The organism is Streptomyces altiplanensis (assembly GCF_053591575.1).
The window spans coordinates 70571-87649 of sequence record NZ_JBSFUB010000016.1 but is presented as its reverse complement, the minus strand read 5'-3'; the positions used below and the strand labels follow the sequence as shown (position 1 = coordinate 87649).

The 17079-nt window shown below is 68.8% G+C and carries 11 protein-coding genes; 6 read left to right on the top strand and 5 right to left on the bottom strand.

Going from position 1 to position 17079, the window contains the following annotated elements:
• The first annotated feature begins 88 nt into the window (after positions 1–88).
• The 3 genes from ACWD0Y_RS10980 to ACWD0Y_RS10970 all read left to right on the top strand — a co-directional run bounded on the left by ACWD0Y_RS10980 (position 89) and on the right by ACWD0Y_RS10970 (position 2745).
• Complete coding sequence (locus tag ACWD0Y_RS10980) at positions 89–616, top strand: hypothetical protein (protein ID WP_450260061.1); 528 nt, start codon at positions 89–91, stop codon at positions 614–616.
• Positions 617–629: 13 nt separating this feature from the next.
• Positions 630–1469 carry a hypothetical protein gene (locus ACWD0Y_RS10975; protein ID WP_450260060.1) on the top strand — a complete coding sequence of 280 codons (840 nt, stop codon included), beginning with the start codon at positions 630–632 and terminating at the stop codon, positions 1467–1469.
• Between the two features lie 184 nt (positions 1470–1653).
• Complete coding sequence (locus ACWD0Y_RS10970) at positions 1654–2745, top strand: DNA polymerase III subunit beta family protein (RefSeq protein ID WP_450260059.1); 1092 nt, start codon at positions 1654–1656, stop codon at positions 2743–2745.
• Between the two features lie 123 nt (positions 2746–2868).
• On the opposite strand, the gene ACWD0Y_RS10965 is transcribed toward ACWD0Y_RS10970, so the two are convergent.
• Positions 2869–4365, bottom strand: coding sequence for a CCA tRNA nucleotidyltransferase (locus ACWD0Y_RS10965; RefSeq protein WP_450260075.1), 1497 nt, complete (start codon positions 4363–4365; stop codon positions 2869–2871).
• A gap of 1071 nt (positions 4366–5436) precedes the next feature.
• The gene (locus ACWD0Y_RS10960) at positions 5437–6693 is read right to left on the bottom strand and encodes a hypothetical protein (protein ID WP_450260074.1); all 1257 of its coding nucleotides are present in this window, start codon (positions 6691–6693) and stop codon (positions 5437–5439) included.
• 515 nt (positions 6694–7208) lie between these two features.
• Here ACWD0Y_RS10960 and ACWD0Y_RS10955 point away from each other — a divergent pair.
• Complete coding sequence (locus tag ACWD0Y_RS10955) at positions 7209–7577, top strand: hypothetical protein (protein ID WP_450260058.1); 369 nt, start codon at positions 7209–7211, stop codon at positions 7575–7577.
• 66 nt (positions 7578–7643) lie between these two features.
• Here the strand turns inward: ACWD0Y_RS10955 and ACWD0Y_RS10950 are convergent, their stop codons facing one another.
• Positions 7644–8105, bottom strand: a complete 462-nt coding sequence (locus tag ACWD0Y_RS10950; protein WP_450260057.1) for an ATP-binding protein — start codon at positions 8103–8105, stop codon at positions 7644–7646.
• Positions 8106–8336: 231 nt separating this feature from the next.
• On the opposite strand from ACWD0Y_RS10950, the gene ACWD0Y_RS10945 reads away from it, so the two are divergent.
• Both ACWD0Y_RS10945 and ACWD0Y_RS10940 read left to right on the top strand, forming a co-directional pair.
• Positions 8337–9203, top strand: coding sequence for a helix-turn-helix domain-containing protein (locus tag ACWD0Y_RS10945; RefSeq protein WP_450260056.1), 867 nt, complete (start codon positions 8337–8339; stop codon positions 9201–9203).
• Entirely contained in the window at positions 9200–9406 is a 207-nt protein-coding gene (locus tag ACWD0Y_RS10940) for a DUF397 domain-containing protein (RefSeq protein WP_450260055.1), read from the top strand. The genes ACWD0Y_RS10945 and ACWD0Y_RS10940 overlap by 4 nt, the downstream gene beginning before the upstream one ends.
• An 85-nt stretch (positions 9407–9491) precedes the next feature.
• On the opposite strand, the gene ACWD0Y_RS10935 is transcribed toward ACWD0Y_RS10940, so the two are convergent.
• Entirely contained in the window at positions 9492–13820 is a 4329-nt protein-coding gene (locus ACWD0Y_RS10935; RefSeq protein ID WP_450260054.1) for an Eco57I restriction-modification methylase domain-containing protein, read from the bottom strand.
• Positions 13817–17065, bottom strand: a complete 3249-nt coding sequence (gene drmD, locus ACWD0Y_RS10930; protein ID WP_450260053.1) for a DISARM system SNF2-like helicase DrmD — start codon at positions 17063–17065, stop codon at positions 13817–13819. The genes ACWD0Y_RS10935 and drmD overlap by 4 nt, the downstream gene beginning before the upstream one ends.
• Positions 17066–17079 lie beyond the last annotated feature (14 nt).

Sequence of the window (17079 nt, the reverse complement as noted above, 5' to 3'; positions counted from 1 at the left end):
ATCACCCGTGCGGTTACTGAACGACCTCACGCTGGCCCGGAACACCGGAAGGGGCCTCACCAAGAACGGAACAACCTGTTCCGGAGAAATGTCCACAGCGCGCGCCGTCGAGTGGGAGTTGCATCTCCCCCGGCAGCCCTCCCTGACGGTGCACGACAACCACTGGGTGAACGGCGAACGCGATCTGGTGCTCCACAAGCCCACGGTCGTCCCCGAGATGCCGGCGGCCCTCTCCAATCTGCACAACCGATTGCGCTCCGGAATATGCCCCTCTGCAAGGTCTGGGGAACTGCGCATCATGGTGTTCCCCACGTACGTCGACGCGCATGGCAGGCCACGGATCAAGAAGTCCCTCACCACACTGGCCCTCGCGAACGCCGTGGGACTGCACCGTCTCGGAGAGCTGACCGCTCGGGAGGGGGTCAGGTTGGAGGCCGCGTTCGACCGACCGGATCTGCCGACTGTGGACCTGGCCGATCCACAGCACGAAAAGCTCCTCCAGCACGCTTTGTTCTTTCCAGGCGGGGATGACGAGACACCGGTGGTCGCCTTCGTCCGCTTCCGGATTGTGCCCGTACTGCGTCACATCGGCTGGCTGTCGCCGGACGACGACTGAGGGAGGGGCAGCTGTGTCGGGCCGACCGTGCCGAGGAACTGTTCGCAGGCTCAATGGGCAGACGATCTGCTTCACGGGTCGTGTTCTCGTCGACGGCGAGTGGACGGTCAGAACCCGCTGCGCCGAGAGAGCCAGGCAACAGGACGCGACCCCCAAGACCGACTTCTCGAGGAAGGTCACCCTCGTCGTCTACGGCGATCTGGCCAGCAAGGTCGTGACCGACGACCGTCGCACCTACAGCAGCACGCTCGTGGAAGCCGAGGCCGAGCGCAGACGGGGGCGGCACGTCTGCGTCGTGGACGGGGACGGCTTCTCGAAACTGCTACGGAGGCGTCCCGCACCGTGCCTGGAGCTGAGAAGGGCACGCACGGGACGCGTTCGTCCCGTCGCAGCCGCTCCGATCGAAGCACCCATTCTCGGCGGCCCCCTCCGGGTGCGGAGGACCGGCCGACGCGCCTTGGGTGATCTCACCCTGGACCTCAGCCGTCTCGACGAGGCGACCGCGGTGCACGAGGCGACGGTCGGAGCACTCATCGCGCATCTGTCCCACCAGGGCATCGAGGCGTGTACGTACGCTTCGGGCGCTCCGGAATTCGACGCCGGGTGGTCACGCGGTGAAGACATCTTCGTCGCCGAGGTCAAAAGCCTCACCGGGGCGCGCGAGGACCAGCAGATCCGTTTGGGCGTCGGGCAGATCCTCGACTACGCCCACCAGCTCCGGAGCGCGTGCCCGAGCACCGTCATCCATCCGGTCCTGGTGCTGGAGAAACGCCCGTCAGCGGCCCGTTGGACCGCACTGACCGACAGCGTGGGCCTACGCCTCACCTGGGCCCCGGACTTCTCCGGGATCTGACCGGCTTGCCGGCTGACACGACACCGGCTGCGAGTCACCGCATCCTGCGCGGAGGGGACACTGTGCCCGTACTTTCCTGTCAGGCCGGTCGAGGCCGGGGGCGGTCATGGGACGGAACCGGGCCGTGGCCGAGGTTGACCCTCGACCTTGTCGAGGGCTCAGAGTTCCAGGTGTGGAGAACGAGATGCGCAGTATCGGGGAGATGGCCCGGGACGGCGGACTGAGCGTGAGTGCGCTGCGGTTCTACGACCGTGCCGGTGTGCTGGTCCCCGCCTGGGTGGACCCGGTAAGCGGCTACCGCTGGTACGAGCCCGAGCAGTTGGAAGAGGCCCGACTGCTGGCCCGGCTGCGCCGGGCGGGCATGCCGCTGGCCGACATCCGGCTCGTGCTGGCCGGCTGGGCCGGCGCGGACGCGGACCTGGTGCGCGGTCTCCTTCAGGCGCACCTGCGCCGCCTGGAGCTGGGGCTGTCCGATGCCCGCAGCGAGTTCTCCACGCTCCGAGCCCTACTCGACCACAGGGAGACAGACCCCATGACCTCGCTCCACACCGCCACCGCCACCGCCCGGTTGTCCGTTCCCGCGCCGAAGCTGGCCGCCGCGCTGGACGCGGTCCGTTTCGCCGCCGGTACCGATGTGGAATTGCCGATGCTCGGCGGAATCCTGTTCGACGTCGAGGGAGAGCAACTCCACGTGGTGGCCACCGATCGCTACCGGATGGCTGTCGCGCAAACACCCACGACCGGGCACGGCGGGCCTCGTACGCAGGTGGTCGTGCCCCTTCCGCTCGCTGATGCGATGCGGGCGTTGCTGACCGGCGAGGAGCCCGCCCGGTTCGTGGTGGACGGTGACCGCGTCACGCTGGAGACCGGTGACCGGCAGACATCCGGCCAGAGCCTCGGCCACGAGTTCCCCGACTACCGTCGCCTCGTCCACCTCCCGGCCGGTCGCCGGGCCCACGTCGATACAGCGACCTTCAGGCAGGCCCTGGAGACCGGTCCGGCCCGCGCGAGCGAGACACGTGAACAGGACGGCGAGCCGTACGACCTCAGTGTGCTCAGGATGACGGAGGCCGGGTCCGTGATCGTCTGCGACGACGGTGACGACGACCAGAACAACGTGGCTGTCAACCGCGAGTTCCTGCTGCACGCACTCACCGCCGGAGCCCGGGACGAGCTGGTCCTGGAGCTGGGCGCGCCCACGGCACCGCTCGCGGTCCGCCGGCCCGACGACGAGAGCGCCTTCTCGCTCCTGATGCCGGTCCGGTTGGAGAACTAGCCTCTGTGCGGGCCGGATTGATCCCCGTCCGCGACCGCTCGCCTCAACCGCGCGGCGGGTATGCGGGCACCTCGTGCCGTACGAGTGCCCTGGCTCAGCCTGCCGGCCCGCTGGCCGGCGGAGTCAGCGGTCACGCCGGGCTCGCCATTCCAGCAGCGCGTCCCTGGCCTTCTCGAAATCCATAGGGCCTTTCTCGATGCGGAGGTCCCTCATGTATTCATAGGCTCTTCCGAGTTCGGCCCCGGGACGGATGCCGAGAATCTCCATGATCTGGTGGCCGTTGAGGTCCGGGCGAGCGGACTGCCGTTCGTCCTCGACCGCCAGGTGCTCGATGCGCTCCACCAGGGAGTCGTAGGCACGCGCGAGCACATTCGCCTTTCGTTGGTCGCGCGTGGTGCAGTCGGCACGGGTCAGCTGGTGCAGCCGGTCGAGCAGCGGGCCGGCGTCGCGAACGTAGCGACGCACAGCCGGGTCGGTCCACCGCCCGTCGACATAGCCGTGGAACCGGACATGCAGCTCCACCAATCGGACGACGTCCTCGATCAGTTGCTCCGGATACGCCAGGGCACGTAGGCGCTTGCGGGCCATCTTGCCGCCCACCACTTCGTGGTGGTGAAAGGAGACGTGACCGTTCCGTCCGGTCTGGCGCGTGCGTGGCATACCGATGTCGTGGAGCAACGCCGCCCACCGCAGTGTCAGGTCGGACCCTTCTGTTTCGAGGGCGAGGGCCTGGTCGAGGACCTTCAGTGTGTGCTCGTAGATGTCCTTGTGACGGTGATGTCCGGCGCTTTCGAACCGCAGGGCCGGCAGCTCCGGCAGGACGTGTTCGGCGAGTCGCGTGTCGACCAACAGGCGCAGACCGGTGCTCGGCCGGGCCGCGAGCATGGTGGCGGTGAGCTCCTCCCGCACGTGTTCGGCGGGGACCTCGGTGACCCGTCGCGCCATGGTGCGCATCGCGTCCCTCAGCTCCGATACCGGCTCGAAGCCGAGTCGGGCCGCACCGCGAACCACTCGAAGCATCAGCGGCGGGTCATGGGCGATCGACGCCGTAGGTGCGCGCGGCGTGCGCAGCACGCGCCGCTCCAGGTCCCGAAGGCCACCGAAGGGATCCGTCAGGATCACGTGCGACAGGCCGAGGGCCATGGCGTCGATGGTGAAATCACTGCGCCGCAGGTATGCCTCCAACGCCTTCTCGTGTTCCGCACGTCGCGATCCGGAGGGCCGGTTGCGCGACGGTGCCGGACATGCGGTGATCCGTATGGTGTAGCTGTCGGCGCCCAGCCGCTTGCGCAGGCTCACGGCACCGGGTGTGCCGGCTCGGTGTACCCGGACCTCGTCTCCCCAGCCGTGAATGATCTGCCGTACCTGTTGCGTGTGGGAGTCCGTGACGAAGTCGAGTTCGTGCCCGACGCTCCCCGTCAACGCGTGGCGCACTGCGGCGCCGACCAGCACAAGGCCGAACCCTGCGGTGGTGAAGCGGTGGAGGAGATCGTCGACGACTGGCGGGAGCCCTGCCCGCGCGGCCTCCACCCGAGGATCGAGAAGTTCGTCGAGTGCGGCCTCGGCTGTCTCCTGTGGTGGGGAAGCGGTGGCCGGCGGCTTCTGTTCCCGCCCGCGCACCTTGCCCCGGTCAGTTGCCTGTCGCCGCGGGCGAGGCGCCGACGTCTCCGTCCCCTCCGCTCTCTTGAGACGCAGAATGTCACCCGCGGGAGCCGCTTCGAGGGACGGCGTCACGAGTCCCAGGGCGCTGAGGCGGCACCGTTCGAGAATCGTCCACTGAACCTGGTGATCAGGCGACTGCGTACCGATCGACACCTCACGCGTGGCCTCACGCGTCTCGCACCGGAAGCGCAGTGCGTATCCGGCAGCCTGTACCTCGTACGGGGAGAGTTCGCTCTCCGGCCCGTACGTTCGAATCGTCGGGCACCCGCCGGACGCGGCTTCGAGTTTCCTTCTGTCGTCCTTCCACTCGGTGAAGGAGCGGCGGACCATCTGTACGTGCAGCAGGCGGCGCCGCCCTTTCGGGCCGAACCGGATCTCGATCGAGTCACTGCGGGCATGAGCCTGCTGGACGTACGCGACCATGACGTTCGGCTGGCCCTGCCCGCGCAGCCAGTGGGCGAGCGCCTCTCCGATGTACAGGTGGTCCGCGCTGCTCTCCCCCACGGCGGTACGACGGCACCGTACGGGCGGGCGGTGAGCGAAGTGGGATTTCCGGTCACCGCAGGCGCGCAGAGTCAGCACCTGGCCGCAGCCTCCCAGGAGGGCACCACAGCTGAACGCGTCGGGACCGTGGAGCTGCCGGAGACGGTCGGCGTCATCCCTTTCGAAGGGAAGGAAAACGGGCCGATGCCCCTGGGATCCGCCCAGGACGGCAGTTTGTACCTTGCGGTTGTCCTCTTCGGTCACGGCCCAAGCCATCTCTGCGCCCCTCATGTCCCACGCGAAAGTCACCGGAGGGCCACCCGCTGTCCGGTCTGCCCCAAGTGGACGCCTACGAGTCCCCCGTCGCCCTCGGAATCGCCCACGAAGGCACCTTCCGGTATCCATTGCCTCCCCGGAGCGAGGACGCCTCCTGACGCGGGCGCGCCCTTCTTCTTCCCCGCCGGTGTGTCCGGTCGGCTCACCAGCCGGCGGCGAGTGGCCGCCATCTCGACGGCTGACTGGGTGCATTGCGATTCCGGCGGCTACTCAGCCTTCCTCGTCGCCTCCCTCCCCGTCCCCGCGCCGACGACGCACTCGCTCGGCGATCCCGCTGGAGAGCTTGCCCTTGACCGAACCGGCCCGGTCGAGGGTCACCTTGCCGCGACTTCTGGCGGCATCGACGCCCCTCGATCCTGTCTCAAGCGCCTTGTCCCTCGCCTCGGCAGCCGCGTCCACCCATCGTCTCGCCTCCGACGACCGGCGTCCGGACTCGATCCCGAGCCGCCCGTGGAAGTCATGGACGCCGATCGCCATCTGGTTGCTCGACTGGACCACAGCCGGGGACTTGGCCGGGTGCAGCAGCACTTTGGCGTTGGCCGTGCCGGCAACCGCATCCATCCGCGCCATCAGACGCTCGGTGCTCCGCGAGATGAGTTCCTGCCGGTCCTGCCGGGCGGCCTTCAGTCCGAGGCGGTGACCGTCCAGTTCCTCCGGGGACGCGTCCAGCACCCGGTCGAGTTCGAGCACGGCGATCGCGTCCTGCAGTTGGAAGCAGCGAGCCAGAACGGCGAGCCACTCCTGAACCGGGGACTCGGCTTCCCTGACCGTCACGGCGAGATCACCGATCTTGGACTGCCGCTCCATCTTCTCCGCGATCGCGTCGAGTTGACGCAAGGCGTACACCTGGGTCTCCGCGACCGCCGTCGGTGCGTCCTGCACCTTCGACCACATGGTCTCGTCGACCCTGCCCCTCTTCTCGCGGATGGTCATGGTTTCGTCGACGACGATGCCCACACCGATCATGCGGGACAGCACAGTGTCCTTCTGGGCGCGCAACACGTCGTCGACCTTCGCGTCGATCGTGGCGAGGTAGTCCGTGATCTCGTCCATGCTCTGCTGCATCGCAACCTGCGACATGAGCTTCGCGGCATTGGCGAGAGCCGCCGGGTTGGTCAGAAAGGACCGGGGTCCTTTCACGAACTCAACGAATCCCCTGATCTGGCCCTTCTGTCCCTTCACCACACCTGTGCTGAAACCGGTCTTGGAGCTTTCCCGCAGCCCGTACTTCTTGACGAGTTGTGCCGACTTCGGAGTCAGCTTCACCCAGCGACCGGACTCCGCGGCGAACTCCGAACCTGCCTGCGCGACTGCGGCCCCGGCACCGAAGACGGACTTGAGCCATTTCGGTCCGAGATCCTTCGGCGACGACAGTCCCTCCGAGATGAGGAAGCGGTCGACATCCGCCGCGTTCCCGATGACCATCAGTCCGTCATCGTCACTGATCAGCTGAATCTCGTTGTCCATCGCCCGCTCCTGAAGTCGTTTCTCGCAGTTGTGGGTGGTCGGGGCGCGCGGCGATCGCTGGGCGGGGCCGAGCTCCTCCGATGACAGGAGAGCGAGGTGCCGGCCCCGGACAGGGCCGGGGCCCGCTTCCCTTGCGCCGACGTGGAGATGACGTCCGGGCAGACACCAGTTCCTCATGGTTCGGGGCGGATTCGAGCCGACGCGTTGTTGGGCCGGCAGCAACTCGGGGCCGACCGTTCCTTCCTGGCCTGCCGCGTCGCTGCGCCCGGCAACCGGTGCCCTCGCTGCGGAACTGGAAGCGCACGTGCTGCCTGGCCGCGCCCACCCGTTCACGCATTCCCCCCGGCCACGCGCGCCTACCCGCCGAGAGGGCGGACGGCGGTCGATCGCCACCAGCATGAGACCCATGCACTCAGTTCACAAGGGGCGCATGTTCACTTCGCGCATTCGAGCAACGCTCGCACCGGCGGTGGCCTAGGTTCGACAGTCGTCGGAGTCCGAGGCCGGGAGGGCACATGCAGAAGGGCACGCTGGAGTACGAGCAGGCTCTCGACGCCGTGATCGAGATCCTGCGTTCGCGGGCACGCCGGGGCGCGGCGCCCATTCCGTACGGCGACCTGAGCAGCGAACTGGCACGGCTCGGTCACCACGTCCCCACCCACGAGGGCCCCATGCCCTACCTCTTGGAGGACGCCTCGGTCCGGGAAAGCCCGGACGGATCACTGCCCCTGCTGTCGGCGCTCGTGGTGCTGAAGGACAGCCGCTGGCCGTCCGGCGGGTTCTTCAAGCTGGCCCGGCGCGTACCGTACAAGCGGCCGGGCGACGACATGCTGCTGTGGACCCGGGAGATCCAGAAGCTGGCGGAGCACTACGCCGGTCACTGACGGTCTCGTTCGTCGGCGGTGCGGCGGCTTGTGCCGGGCCTGGTCCGGACGAGGGGTGGGGTGGCCTCACGAGACGGTGGTGCGGAGCCGCACCTCCGCCCAGACGGTCTTCGTGTACGCGTCGTGGACCGTGCGTCCCCAACGGTCCGCGTAGGACTGGACGATGAGTAGTCCGCGGCCCGAGGTCTCGTCGGTGGGCTGCGGGGTCACGAGCGGCGGGAGGCGCTCGGGGCGGGTGTCCGTCACCTCGATGCGGAAGCGGTCGGGCAGGAGGATCAGCATCAGGCGGAAGTCCCGGCCGGGGAGGCTGCCGTGACGGACCGCGTTCGACGCCAGCTCGGCGGTGACGAGGGCGACGGCATCGGCGGGGTCGGAGTCGTACGGGAGGCCGGTCCACTCGGTGAACTGCTGGACGGCGAGCCGGCGGGCGAGGCGGGCGCCGCGTCTGGTGCTGCTGAAGCGCAGGGGCAGTTGGCGGGCGGGAGCGTGAGGCGGCTTCGCCTCGTCGGTGAGCTGATGGTGAGTCACGGCGTCAGCGTGGTGGTGTGCAGGGCCTGTTGACCAGGTACGACGGCCGTACGTCGTCCTTGTCGTACGGGGTGGGCGGCGTGCTGCGGGGTTGGTTGTACGGGTCCTGTACGGGCGTTGTACGGGTCCGGCACGTGTCCCGGTCGCCGCGCGTCGCGTTGGACAGGGGCCGGTGGCGAACGCGGCCATGGCGGGGCGCGGAACGGGACGGTACGGGAAGGGCGTGGGACTGTGAAGGCGGTACGGGACGCACGAGAGACGCGGACGGGGCGGGGCGCGAAGACGAAGGACGAGGGGCCCGATGTGCCGGGCGAGTGGTCGGCGTACGGGGTGCTGTTGCAGTACCTGCGAAAGCGGGCCGGGTTGAGCCAACAGCAACTCGGGGACGCGATCGGCTACTCGCTGGAGCAGGTCGCCTCGGTCGAGCAGGGACGGCGGCCGGCGAAGGCAGCGTTCACGGTAGCGGCGGAGCGGGCGCTGGAGGCGGGCGGGGTTCTGGAGGCACTCCAGGGGGAGGTGGATCGGGCGAAGTTGCCTCGGTTCTTCCGGAACTTCGCGCTCTTCGAGGCGGAGGCAGTGAGCCGGTTCGAGTATGAGCCACTACTGGTGTCGGGGCTGTTGCAGACGGAGGCGTACGCACGGGCTCTGTTCGCCGGACACTGCCCACCCCTGAGTGAGGAGATCATCGACCAGCACACGGAAGCGCGACTGAGTCGGCAGAGGCTACTGACGCGAGCGCCGCTCGCAGAGCTGTCGTTCATCATCGGCGAGGAGGCGCTGCGGAATCCTGTTGGCGACAGGGACGTCATGCGCGAACAATGGCAACACCTTTTGAAGGTCGGGGCGTTGCGGAACGTGGAGGTCCAGGTCATGCCTGCCGCATGCGGGTTCCACTCCGGTCTGAACGGCCCGTTTGTGGTGCTGGAGACCAAGGAGCACAAGCACCTTGGTTACATCGAGTCTCAGGACGTCGGGTGCGTCGTCCATGATCCCGCAGAGGTCAGTGCCTTCGGGTTGCGGTATGGCAAGCTGCGGTCGCAGGCTTTGAACGGCGTCGAGTCTGCGCGGCTCATCGAACGGCTGGTGGGAGAGACATGAGCGTGGAGCAGGTATCCGAGAGCGTGGACGGACTGCACTGGTTCAAGAGCAGCTACAGCGGCTCGGGGGGCGGCAACTGCGTGGAGGTGGCTGCCGGCCTGGACGCCGTGTACGTGCGCGACTCAAAGGCCATGGGTGGCGGGCCGATGCTGCGGGTCGGCCGGGGCGAGTGGGCGGCGTTCGTGGCACTCGCGGTGGAGTAGGACCGAGTACGGCTTCTGAGTGGAACAACGGGCTCGCTCACGGCACTTGGGGTGACGTGAGCGAGCCCGTTGTCATGCTGTCGGCTCAGAACAGGGCGCCCTCTGCGCCCTCACCGAAATCCGACCCACCTCGCGCGGCAAGCTGCTCCTTGCGCTTCCGGATGGCCTCGGGAGACGGCGGGGGCAGGTCAGGGTGCTTCTCTCGCGCCTTCTTCTCCGTCACGCCCTTATGCAGGCCGAGGTGAACCTCGTCGGCGTATGCCTGGTGGTTGAGCTGCCGCAGGCGATCGATGATCTCGGTTCGGGCGAGGAGACCGATGGTGTAGCGAATGCCCTGGTCGGTCTCGTGGAAGTCGTGGTCAAGCGGGAAGGTCTCGTGGGTCGGGTCGGCGGGCGGGGCCTGCCCTGAGTCGCCCAAGAGGTCGAACCAGCCGTATGCCTCGACGGTGCCCCTGTCGATCTCCTCGTGAATACGGCGGAGTTCGACGATGTCGTCGTCGTGGCAGTCGGGGTTGTGGACCAGGTTGTAGGTAGCGGTGAGGCCCATGTTGCGGGCGAGCATCAAGTCCCGACGGTAGGTGTCGAGACGAGTCCCGGCGACGCGGAGGCGCGCGGTCAGTGGCGGGCGAACGAGGGGTTCGAAGACGTCGGTCGGGGTGTAGCGGAGATCACCCTTCATGGTGGAGGCTCGGTCGATCGCCCACCAGTAGTGGGGGGAACTACTCACAATGGCCAAGAAGCCAAAGTCATCGGAAGCGAAAACACCCAACCCATGGGAGAATACCTGCTTGGCCGGGACCACGACCGGCAGGACAGTATGCGTATGGAGAGTGATGACCAGGCATCGGTCAAGCGGCTCGATGGCTTTACGCATCTCCGGGGCAGGACGAGTAAATCGCCACCAAACCTCGCGCCGACTCTTATCTTTACTCTTTTCCCTCTCCGGCTTTACCTCACGAACAACCTTATCCATCGCCTTCTCGTAGTGCTTTGCTTCGGCCAACGAACGGGCTTGAAAGTCAATGATCCACCGCCCAGTACCGTGCCGGGGATGCTGGTTAACATCCTGGCCGTTGAGGTAGGGGAAGAGAATCTCTGCGTATCGCTTGTCCTGCGCAATCCAGGTGCGAGCCTCCGCCTCATCCATGGTGAAGCCCATTCCCAGGACATAGGAACCGATGAAGGATACTCCTCTGTTTCCTTCCAGAGGCTCTCCCCACGACGCCTCCCGGGTTGCCGGGTTCAGCGACGTGGAAATACCGTTTGGTACCACCGAATCCCCCAGAACATAAGCAACTTCGTCCGCCACCGGCGCCCTACTAGTCCACACTGCGCAGTACTCAAGAACCGCCGAATTAGACGGCCACGGCTTACTCTTGATTGCACGGCGAATACTGATTCCAGCCGACTCTAGCTGGTCGAGACCAACCTCACGGGAGTCGCCCTGAGCCAGGGTATTTGTGGCGATCAGGCCGGTCTGCCCATCGCCGTTCAAGAGCTGATGAACCCGCAGCTCGAAGTACGCAACCAAGTCGGCGCTGCCGCGCTTGCCGCTCGCGAGGTACTCGACCATGTACTCGCGATACGCCTCGCCCATGGCACCGGTGAGCTTCTGTCCCCCCAAGAATGGCGGATTTCCAACAATCGCGTCGAACCCACTCCTGACTGAAAAGACCTCTGGAAACACCAGCGGCCAATGCACCGGCCGCCGCTCCAACGCCCCCTCCGGCAGCTCAGCCCCCAGCCACTCCTCCGCCGTAACCCGAGCCTGGCGCACCACCTCGGAGTCGTCCTCGACCCCGTCCTCCATGATCCGCTGCACGATCCACGCAGCCCGAGGGAACAGGTCCCGGACCCGCTCCCCGCCCTCCTCCTCGTACCAAGGCACCCGCCCCGAAGCGCAAGTAGCCAGCGCAGCCCCCGCGATCAGGTCCCCCACCAGCCGCAGCCTCCGCGAGTGCCGGTTGACCTCCTCCAGCCGCACCCGCTTCTCCTGGAGCGCCGGCAGGTCCACGCCCTTGATGCCCGTGATGGCCAACCGCTTCTGCGTCAGCTGGTCCACCAGCTGACGTGCCTGCTCGGCCAGAACGTCCGTCTGCCCGCTCGGCTTCATGTGCACCGACTGGATCTGCTCCATGGTGTGCACGCCCAGCAGCGAGTCGCCCGCCACCAGTCGGTCGTCCAGGAACGTGAACGGCCGTCCCGGGTCCATCGACACCAGCCACAGCGACAGCTTGGCCATCTCCACGGCCATCGGGTTGATGTCCACCCCGTACAGGCAGTGCTCGATGATCTGGCGACGCGCCTCGACGACCACCGGGTCCTGCTCCGCGTCCACTGCCGTCACCGCGTCCACGGCGCGGCCCGCCCGGTACGCCATCGCGTCCGCGCGGCCCTCGGACTCCCACGCCTCGATCAACCGATCCGCCAGGTAACGGCAGGCCGCGACCAGGAACGCCGCCGAGCCCATCGCGATGTCCGCGACCTTGAGGTCGAGGATCTGGTCCGCCGGCTTCAGGCGCCACTCCCCCGTGTCCGCCGTCTGGAGCGGGCCGGGCTCGTACACCAGCGGTTCCAGCGCGTGCAGCACGACCTCCTCCGCCAGGAACCGAGGCGTGTAGTGCGTGCCCGTGTTCTTCCGCAGGGACGACTCCGTGACGTACAGCGCGCCGTTCGGGATGACCGTCGGCAGGCCGCGCAGGTCGTCGCGGAGGATGCCGACGAACGGCAGCAGGCGCTCCGTCAGCGTCGGGTCCCCGGTCGCTTTGGTCACGGCGTTCAGCCGGCGCCGCGCCTCCGCCGCGTCCTCCGCCCCGAGCGGAGCCAGCTTCTTCTCCAACTGGCCCACCGTCGCGGGGGGCTTGGGGTCCTTCCACTTCTCGTGGACGGACTTCGCAAGGGTCTTCACGGAACCGTCGGCCTTCGCCGCCAGCGCCTCCAGCTCCCGCAGTCCGACCTCGTGTTCCAAGCCCTCGGGACCGATCAGCCCCACCATGTGCTCCGTGGCCCTGCGCCCGTCGAACGACAGCAGGCCCTCGTACACGTAGCCGATCTGCTCCACGTCCAGCGCGCGGAAGCTGAGCGTGCGGACCTCGCGGTCCTTGCCCTTGCCGACACGGACCTCCTGGACCGCCTGGAGCATGTGCAGGACCGTGCGGTCGTCGATGGGGAGGAGCGGGGTCGTGCGCTCCAGCCAGGGGTACTTGTCCGGGTCGAAGATCGAGCCGTCGTAGGCCGGGAGGTGGAAGCCCGAGCCCGGGTGGTCCACTCCCCCGTGCACGGCGTGGAAGAGGGCGATCAACCGATGCCAAGCCGACGTCGTGTGCTCCAGGGACGTCTCGCCCTCCTCGTCCGCCCGCGCCTTCAGCTCGTCGCGCAGGAAGCGGGCCGAGTAGGAGCGGGCGTACACCTCGTTGTCCGCCGGGAGCAGGCCCCGCTCCTCCGCGAACAGGAGGAAGACGACGCGCATCATGACCGCCACCGCGCCGCGGTAGACCTCGCCCGCGCTGACGCCGGACGCGTGCAGGCCCGGCGCGCCGTGCTCGACCGCCCGCACGTCCGCGCGCCCTATGGCGTCCACGAGGAGTTCGACCGCCTGGCGGACCTGGACGCCCAGCGCCTCGGTGACGTCCTCGCCCGCCGCGACGCTCGCCTTGAGCAGGCCGACCAGCGTCTCGGCGTCGTCGTACTCGAAGAAGCGGCGGCGGCGCAGCAGGGACACGAACGCGCGGACGACGTTGCGCTCGGCCCGCTCGTTCCACCCGATGGAGTCGAAGACGGCCGTGGTCGTGACGCCGCCGAGCGGGGCCCAGACCAGGCACCACCAGCGGCCGTCGGTGACCAGGCCGAGCGGTACGCCGTGGTGGCGCAGGAGGCGGGCCAGGCGGTCGGCGGGGGCCGCGGACCAGTCGCCGCCCCCGCCGACGCGGGCCGTGGGCGCCGTACCGGACGGGACCGTCATGCCGAGCAGGCGTACGCGCTTGGCGGCGGCCTCCACGTCCGGTTCGACCGCGAGGTCCGTGCCCGGTTCGACCAGCGCGAAGTCGGGGCGCACTTCGGTGTTGTGCTCCGCGACGCGCAGGGTGAGGCGGTCGAGGCCGTGGTGCTCGGAGTCGCCCTGGCGGAACGTCAGGGCGTCGTCCCAGCCCAGCAGGCGGCCGAGTACGTAGGCCACCCACTCGTCGCGGCCGGCCGTCGTGTCCGTCTGCCAGTCGGCGTGGCGGGCGCGCAGGCGGGCGCGCTCGTCCTTCTCCAGGGCGTCGAGCTGGGGCCAGGCGCGCAGCAGGACGGGCATGGTCAGGAAGGGGCCGGAGACCTCGGTGAGGTCGAGCCACTCCTGGTGCTGCCTGCGGCCGTCGGCGGCCTGGGCCTTGGCGGCGGCTACTCCGGCGCTCATGGGGCGGCGGGGGCTCATCGGCGGGCTTCCTTTGCGGGGATCACGAAGACGACGGCGGCGGGGAAGAGGTGGGAGCGGGGCTCGCGGTAGCGGGCGGCGATGGCGGCGAGTTCGCGCATCCGTTCGGCGGGGAGGCCTTCGAGGCGTTCCTGCCAGCGGCGGCGGTCGTCCTCGAACTGGCGGCGCTCGTGGCCGGTCAGCTCGTGGGTGGACAGCAGCGCGAGCTGTTCGCCCTCCCCCTCGCCCTCCTCCTTGAGCTTGGCGCGCAGGGTGGCCTCGAAGCGGTCGAGGGTCGCGGTGATACGGCGTTCCTCCTCCGCCCGGCGGTCGGCGAGCCTGCTCTCCAGCTGGCGGCCGAGTTCGCCGGCGCGGGCCTCCAGGGACCGGTAGAGGGGGTCGCGGAGCCTCGGCCAGGCCTCGGTGAGCTCCTTGCGGAGGTGCGAGGCCGCCTCGACGCCCTCGGTGAGCGCCCGGGAGAGGGCCTTGCCCTGTTCGTTCACCGACTCCCAGCGGCGGAAGCGGCCGGTGTCGCCGAACCAGCCGCCCGCGTACAGCACTTCCTCGTGCAGGCGGGTGCCGTCGGTGCCGACCAGGACGTACCGCGCGTACGCGGAGACCAGGGTCGTGGTCACGGCGGGGTCGTCGGAGACGACGGCGGTGACGCGGTTGAGGTCGATCAGGTCCGCGTTCCAGACGGCGGCGGTCAGCAGCCGCGTGGAGAGGGCCACGAGCGGGTGCTTGAGGTGGGCGAGGACCACGTCGTCCCGGCCCTGGGCGGCCACCGCCGGGGAGAAGGTGAGCGGGCGCTGCTCGCCCTCGCGGAGCTTGTGGGCGAGGCCGCGGGTGGCCCGCTCCCAGCTGCCGGAAAGGGGCTGTACGTCGAAGAGGTCGCCCGGCTCGAAGTCCTCCGCCCGGAGCGTGGACGGCAGCAGCGGCGGCTGGTTGTCCAGCGCCAGCGCGGTGTCCACGACACGCTTGACGTTGCCGGGGGTGAGGCCGAGCGCGTTCACCGTCTCGTCGTACTGGTCGGCGAGCCGCTTCGTCTGCGCGGTGACGTTCTGCTCGGGGGCGACCTCGCCGCCGGTGCGGCGGCCCTTGATCGGCTTGGGCTTGGCGTTCTCGATGTCCACCGGTGCGGTGTCGCCGGTCATCCGGCGCTGGACGGCGTCGGCGAGGACGGCATTGACGGAGCCGAGGTCGTGCTCCATGCGCGCGACCTTCTTGGCGACCCGGGAGAGGAACTCCAGGTCGGCCTCGTACGAGCCGGCCTGCGCCTGCTGCCAGCCGGAGCCGATGAAGTGGGTGATCTCCGGATCGTGCTTCTGGCCCCAGCGGTCGATACGGCCGATGCGCTGTTCGAGCTTGTTGGGGTTGAAGGGGATGTCGTAGTTGATCAGGCGGTGGCAGTGGTTCTGGAGGTCAATGCCCTCGCCGGCGGCGTCGGTGGCCAGGAGGATGCGGACCCTGCCCTCCGCGCGGGACGGCTCGGTCTGGAAGCCGAGGCGGATGCGCTCGCGCTCCTCGGCGGACAGGCCGCCGTGCAGGCGCTCGACGCGGCCCCCGTCGGTGAGTTCCTCCTGCTGGAGGAGGTCGTGGAGCCACTTCTGGGTGTCGCGGTACTCGGTGAAGACCACGACCCGTTCGTTGGTCCAGTGCTTGCCGTCGGGCCGGCAGACGGCCTTGAGTTCGGCGATCAGCGCCGCGGCCTTGGAGTCGGGCGCGGCCTCGTGGGTGAGGGCCCAGCGCTCCATCTCCTGGAGCAGGTCCAGTTCCTGGCCGTCCTCCGCCGGGGTGAGCGAGGTGGAGCGGGTCAGGGCGTCGTCCTCGGCTTCGACCAGTCCCGTGTCGTCGAGGTCGGCGACGAGGTCGGCGAACTCCTCCAGCCACTCGGGGACCTCGGCGGCTGCCGTACGGCCGCGGGTGGGGCCGGTGTCCTCCAGGTGGGAGAGGTAGACCTGGACGGTGTGGAGGAAGGCCGCCGGGGAGGAGAACAGCCGCTTCTTCAGCAGCAGGGTCACCAGGTCGGCGGCGCGGCGGCCGCCCCGGGCCTTCGGAGTCAGCTTCGTGCGGCGCAACTCGGCGAACGAACCGAGCAGGTGGTGGATCTCGCGTTCCTGCTCGGTGTAGTCGACGGAGAGTTCGAGCGTCTTACGGGTGCGGAAGCGGGGAGTGCCGTCCGCGTTGGTGATCGTCGACTTCAGACGTCGTACGACGGCGTCCTTGAGCGCTTCCTTGTCAGGGCCCTGCGGGCCGCGGATGAAACGCTGAGGGTCGAGGAGTTCCAGGAGCGCCGTGTACGACTCGGGATAGCCGTTGTGCGGGGTGGCGGAGAGGAAGAGACGGTGCTCGAAGTGCGGGACGAGGCGCCGGATCAGCTTGGTCTGCTGGGAGTCGACCGCGTACACCTGCTTGGGCGCGGCGGGAGCCACGTGGTGCGCCTCGTCGAGGACGAGCAGGTCGAAGAAGCGCTTGTGCTCGCCGTCGGAGCTCTCCTCGGGGGCGCCTATGACCTCGTCGAGGAGGCGCTGGGCCTTCTGACCGCGCAGCCAGGGCAGGGAGACGATGGTCAGCGGGTGCACGCGGAAGGGGTTGGCGGCGGTGCCGTGGGTGCGGCGCAGGCGGGCGCAGTGCTCGGAGTCGACGATCGTGAACTCCAGGCCGAACTTCTCTGCCATCTCGTCGCGCCACTTGAGGGTGAGGCCGGCCGGACAGACGACCATGGTGCGGCGGGCCCGGCCGCGCAGCATGAGTTCCTGCACGACGAGGCCGGCCTCGATGGTCTTGCCGAGGCCGACGTCATCGGCCAGGAGGAGGTTGACGCGGGGCGCGCCGACCGCCCGGGAGACCGGCTCCAGCTGGTACGGCTCGACGGCGACGCCGGAGCGGAACGGGGCCTGGAGGGTCCTGCCGTCGGCGGAGGCGACGGCGGACCAGCGGACGGCGTCGAGGAACGCGGCGAGGCGGTTCGGGGAATCGTAGGAGCCCGTGGAGGCGTCGGGGAGGGAGCCGGCGGGCAGGACACGGCGGCCGGGCTCGACCTCCCAGATCACGGAGAGGGTGTCGCCGAAGCGGCCGTCGGCGACGGACTGGAGATGGACCAGGGTCGCGGGGCGCCGGTTCTCCTCGCCGTCGGGGACGGCCGGGCTCGGCTCGACGCGGGCCACCACCCAGGACTGGCCGCGCACCTCGACCAGATTCCCTTCTTCAGGGAGCGTCGCCTGCGCCCCTGTCTGCTCGGTCTCGCGCTGAGCTGCTGGCGTCATGGGCGCTGTTCCCC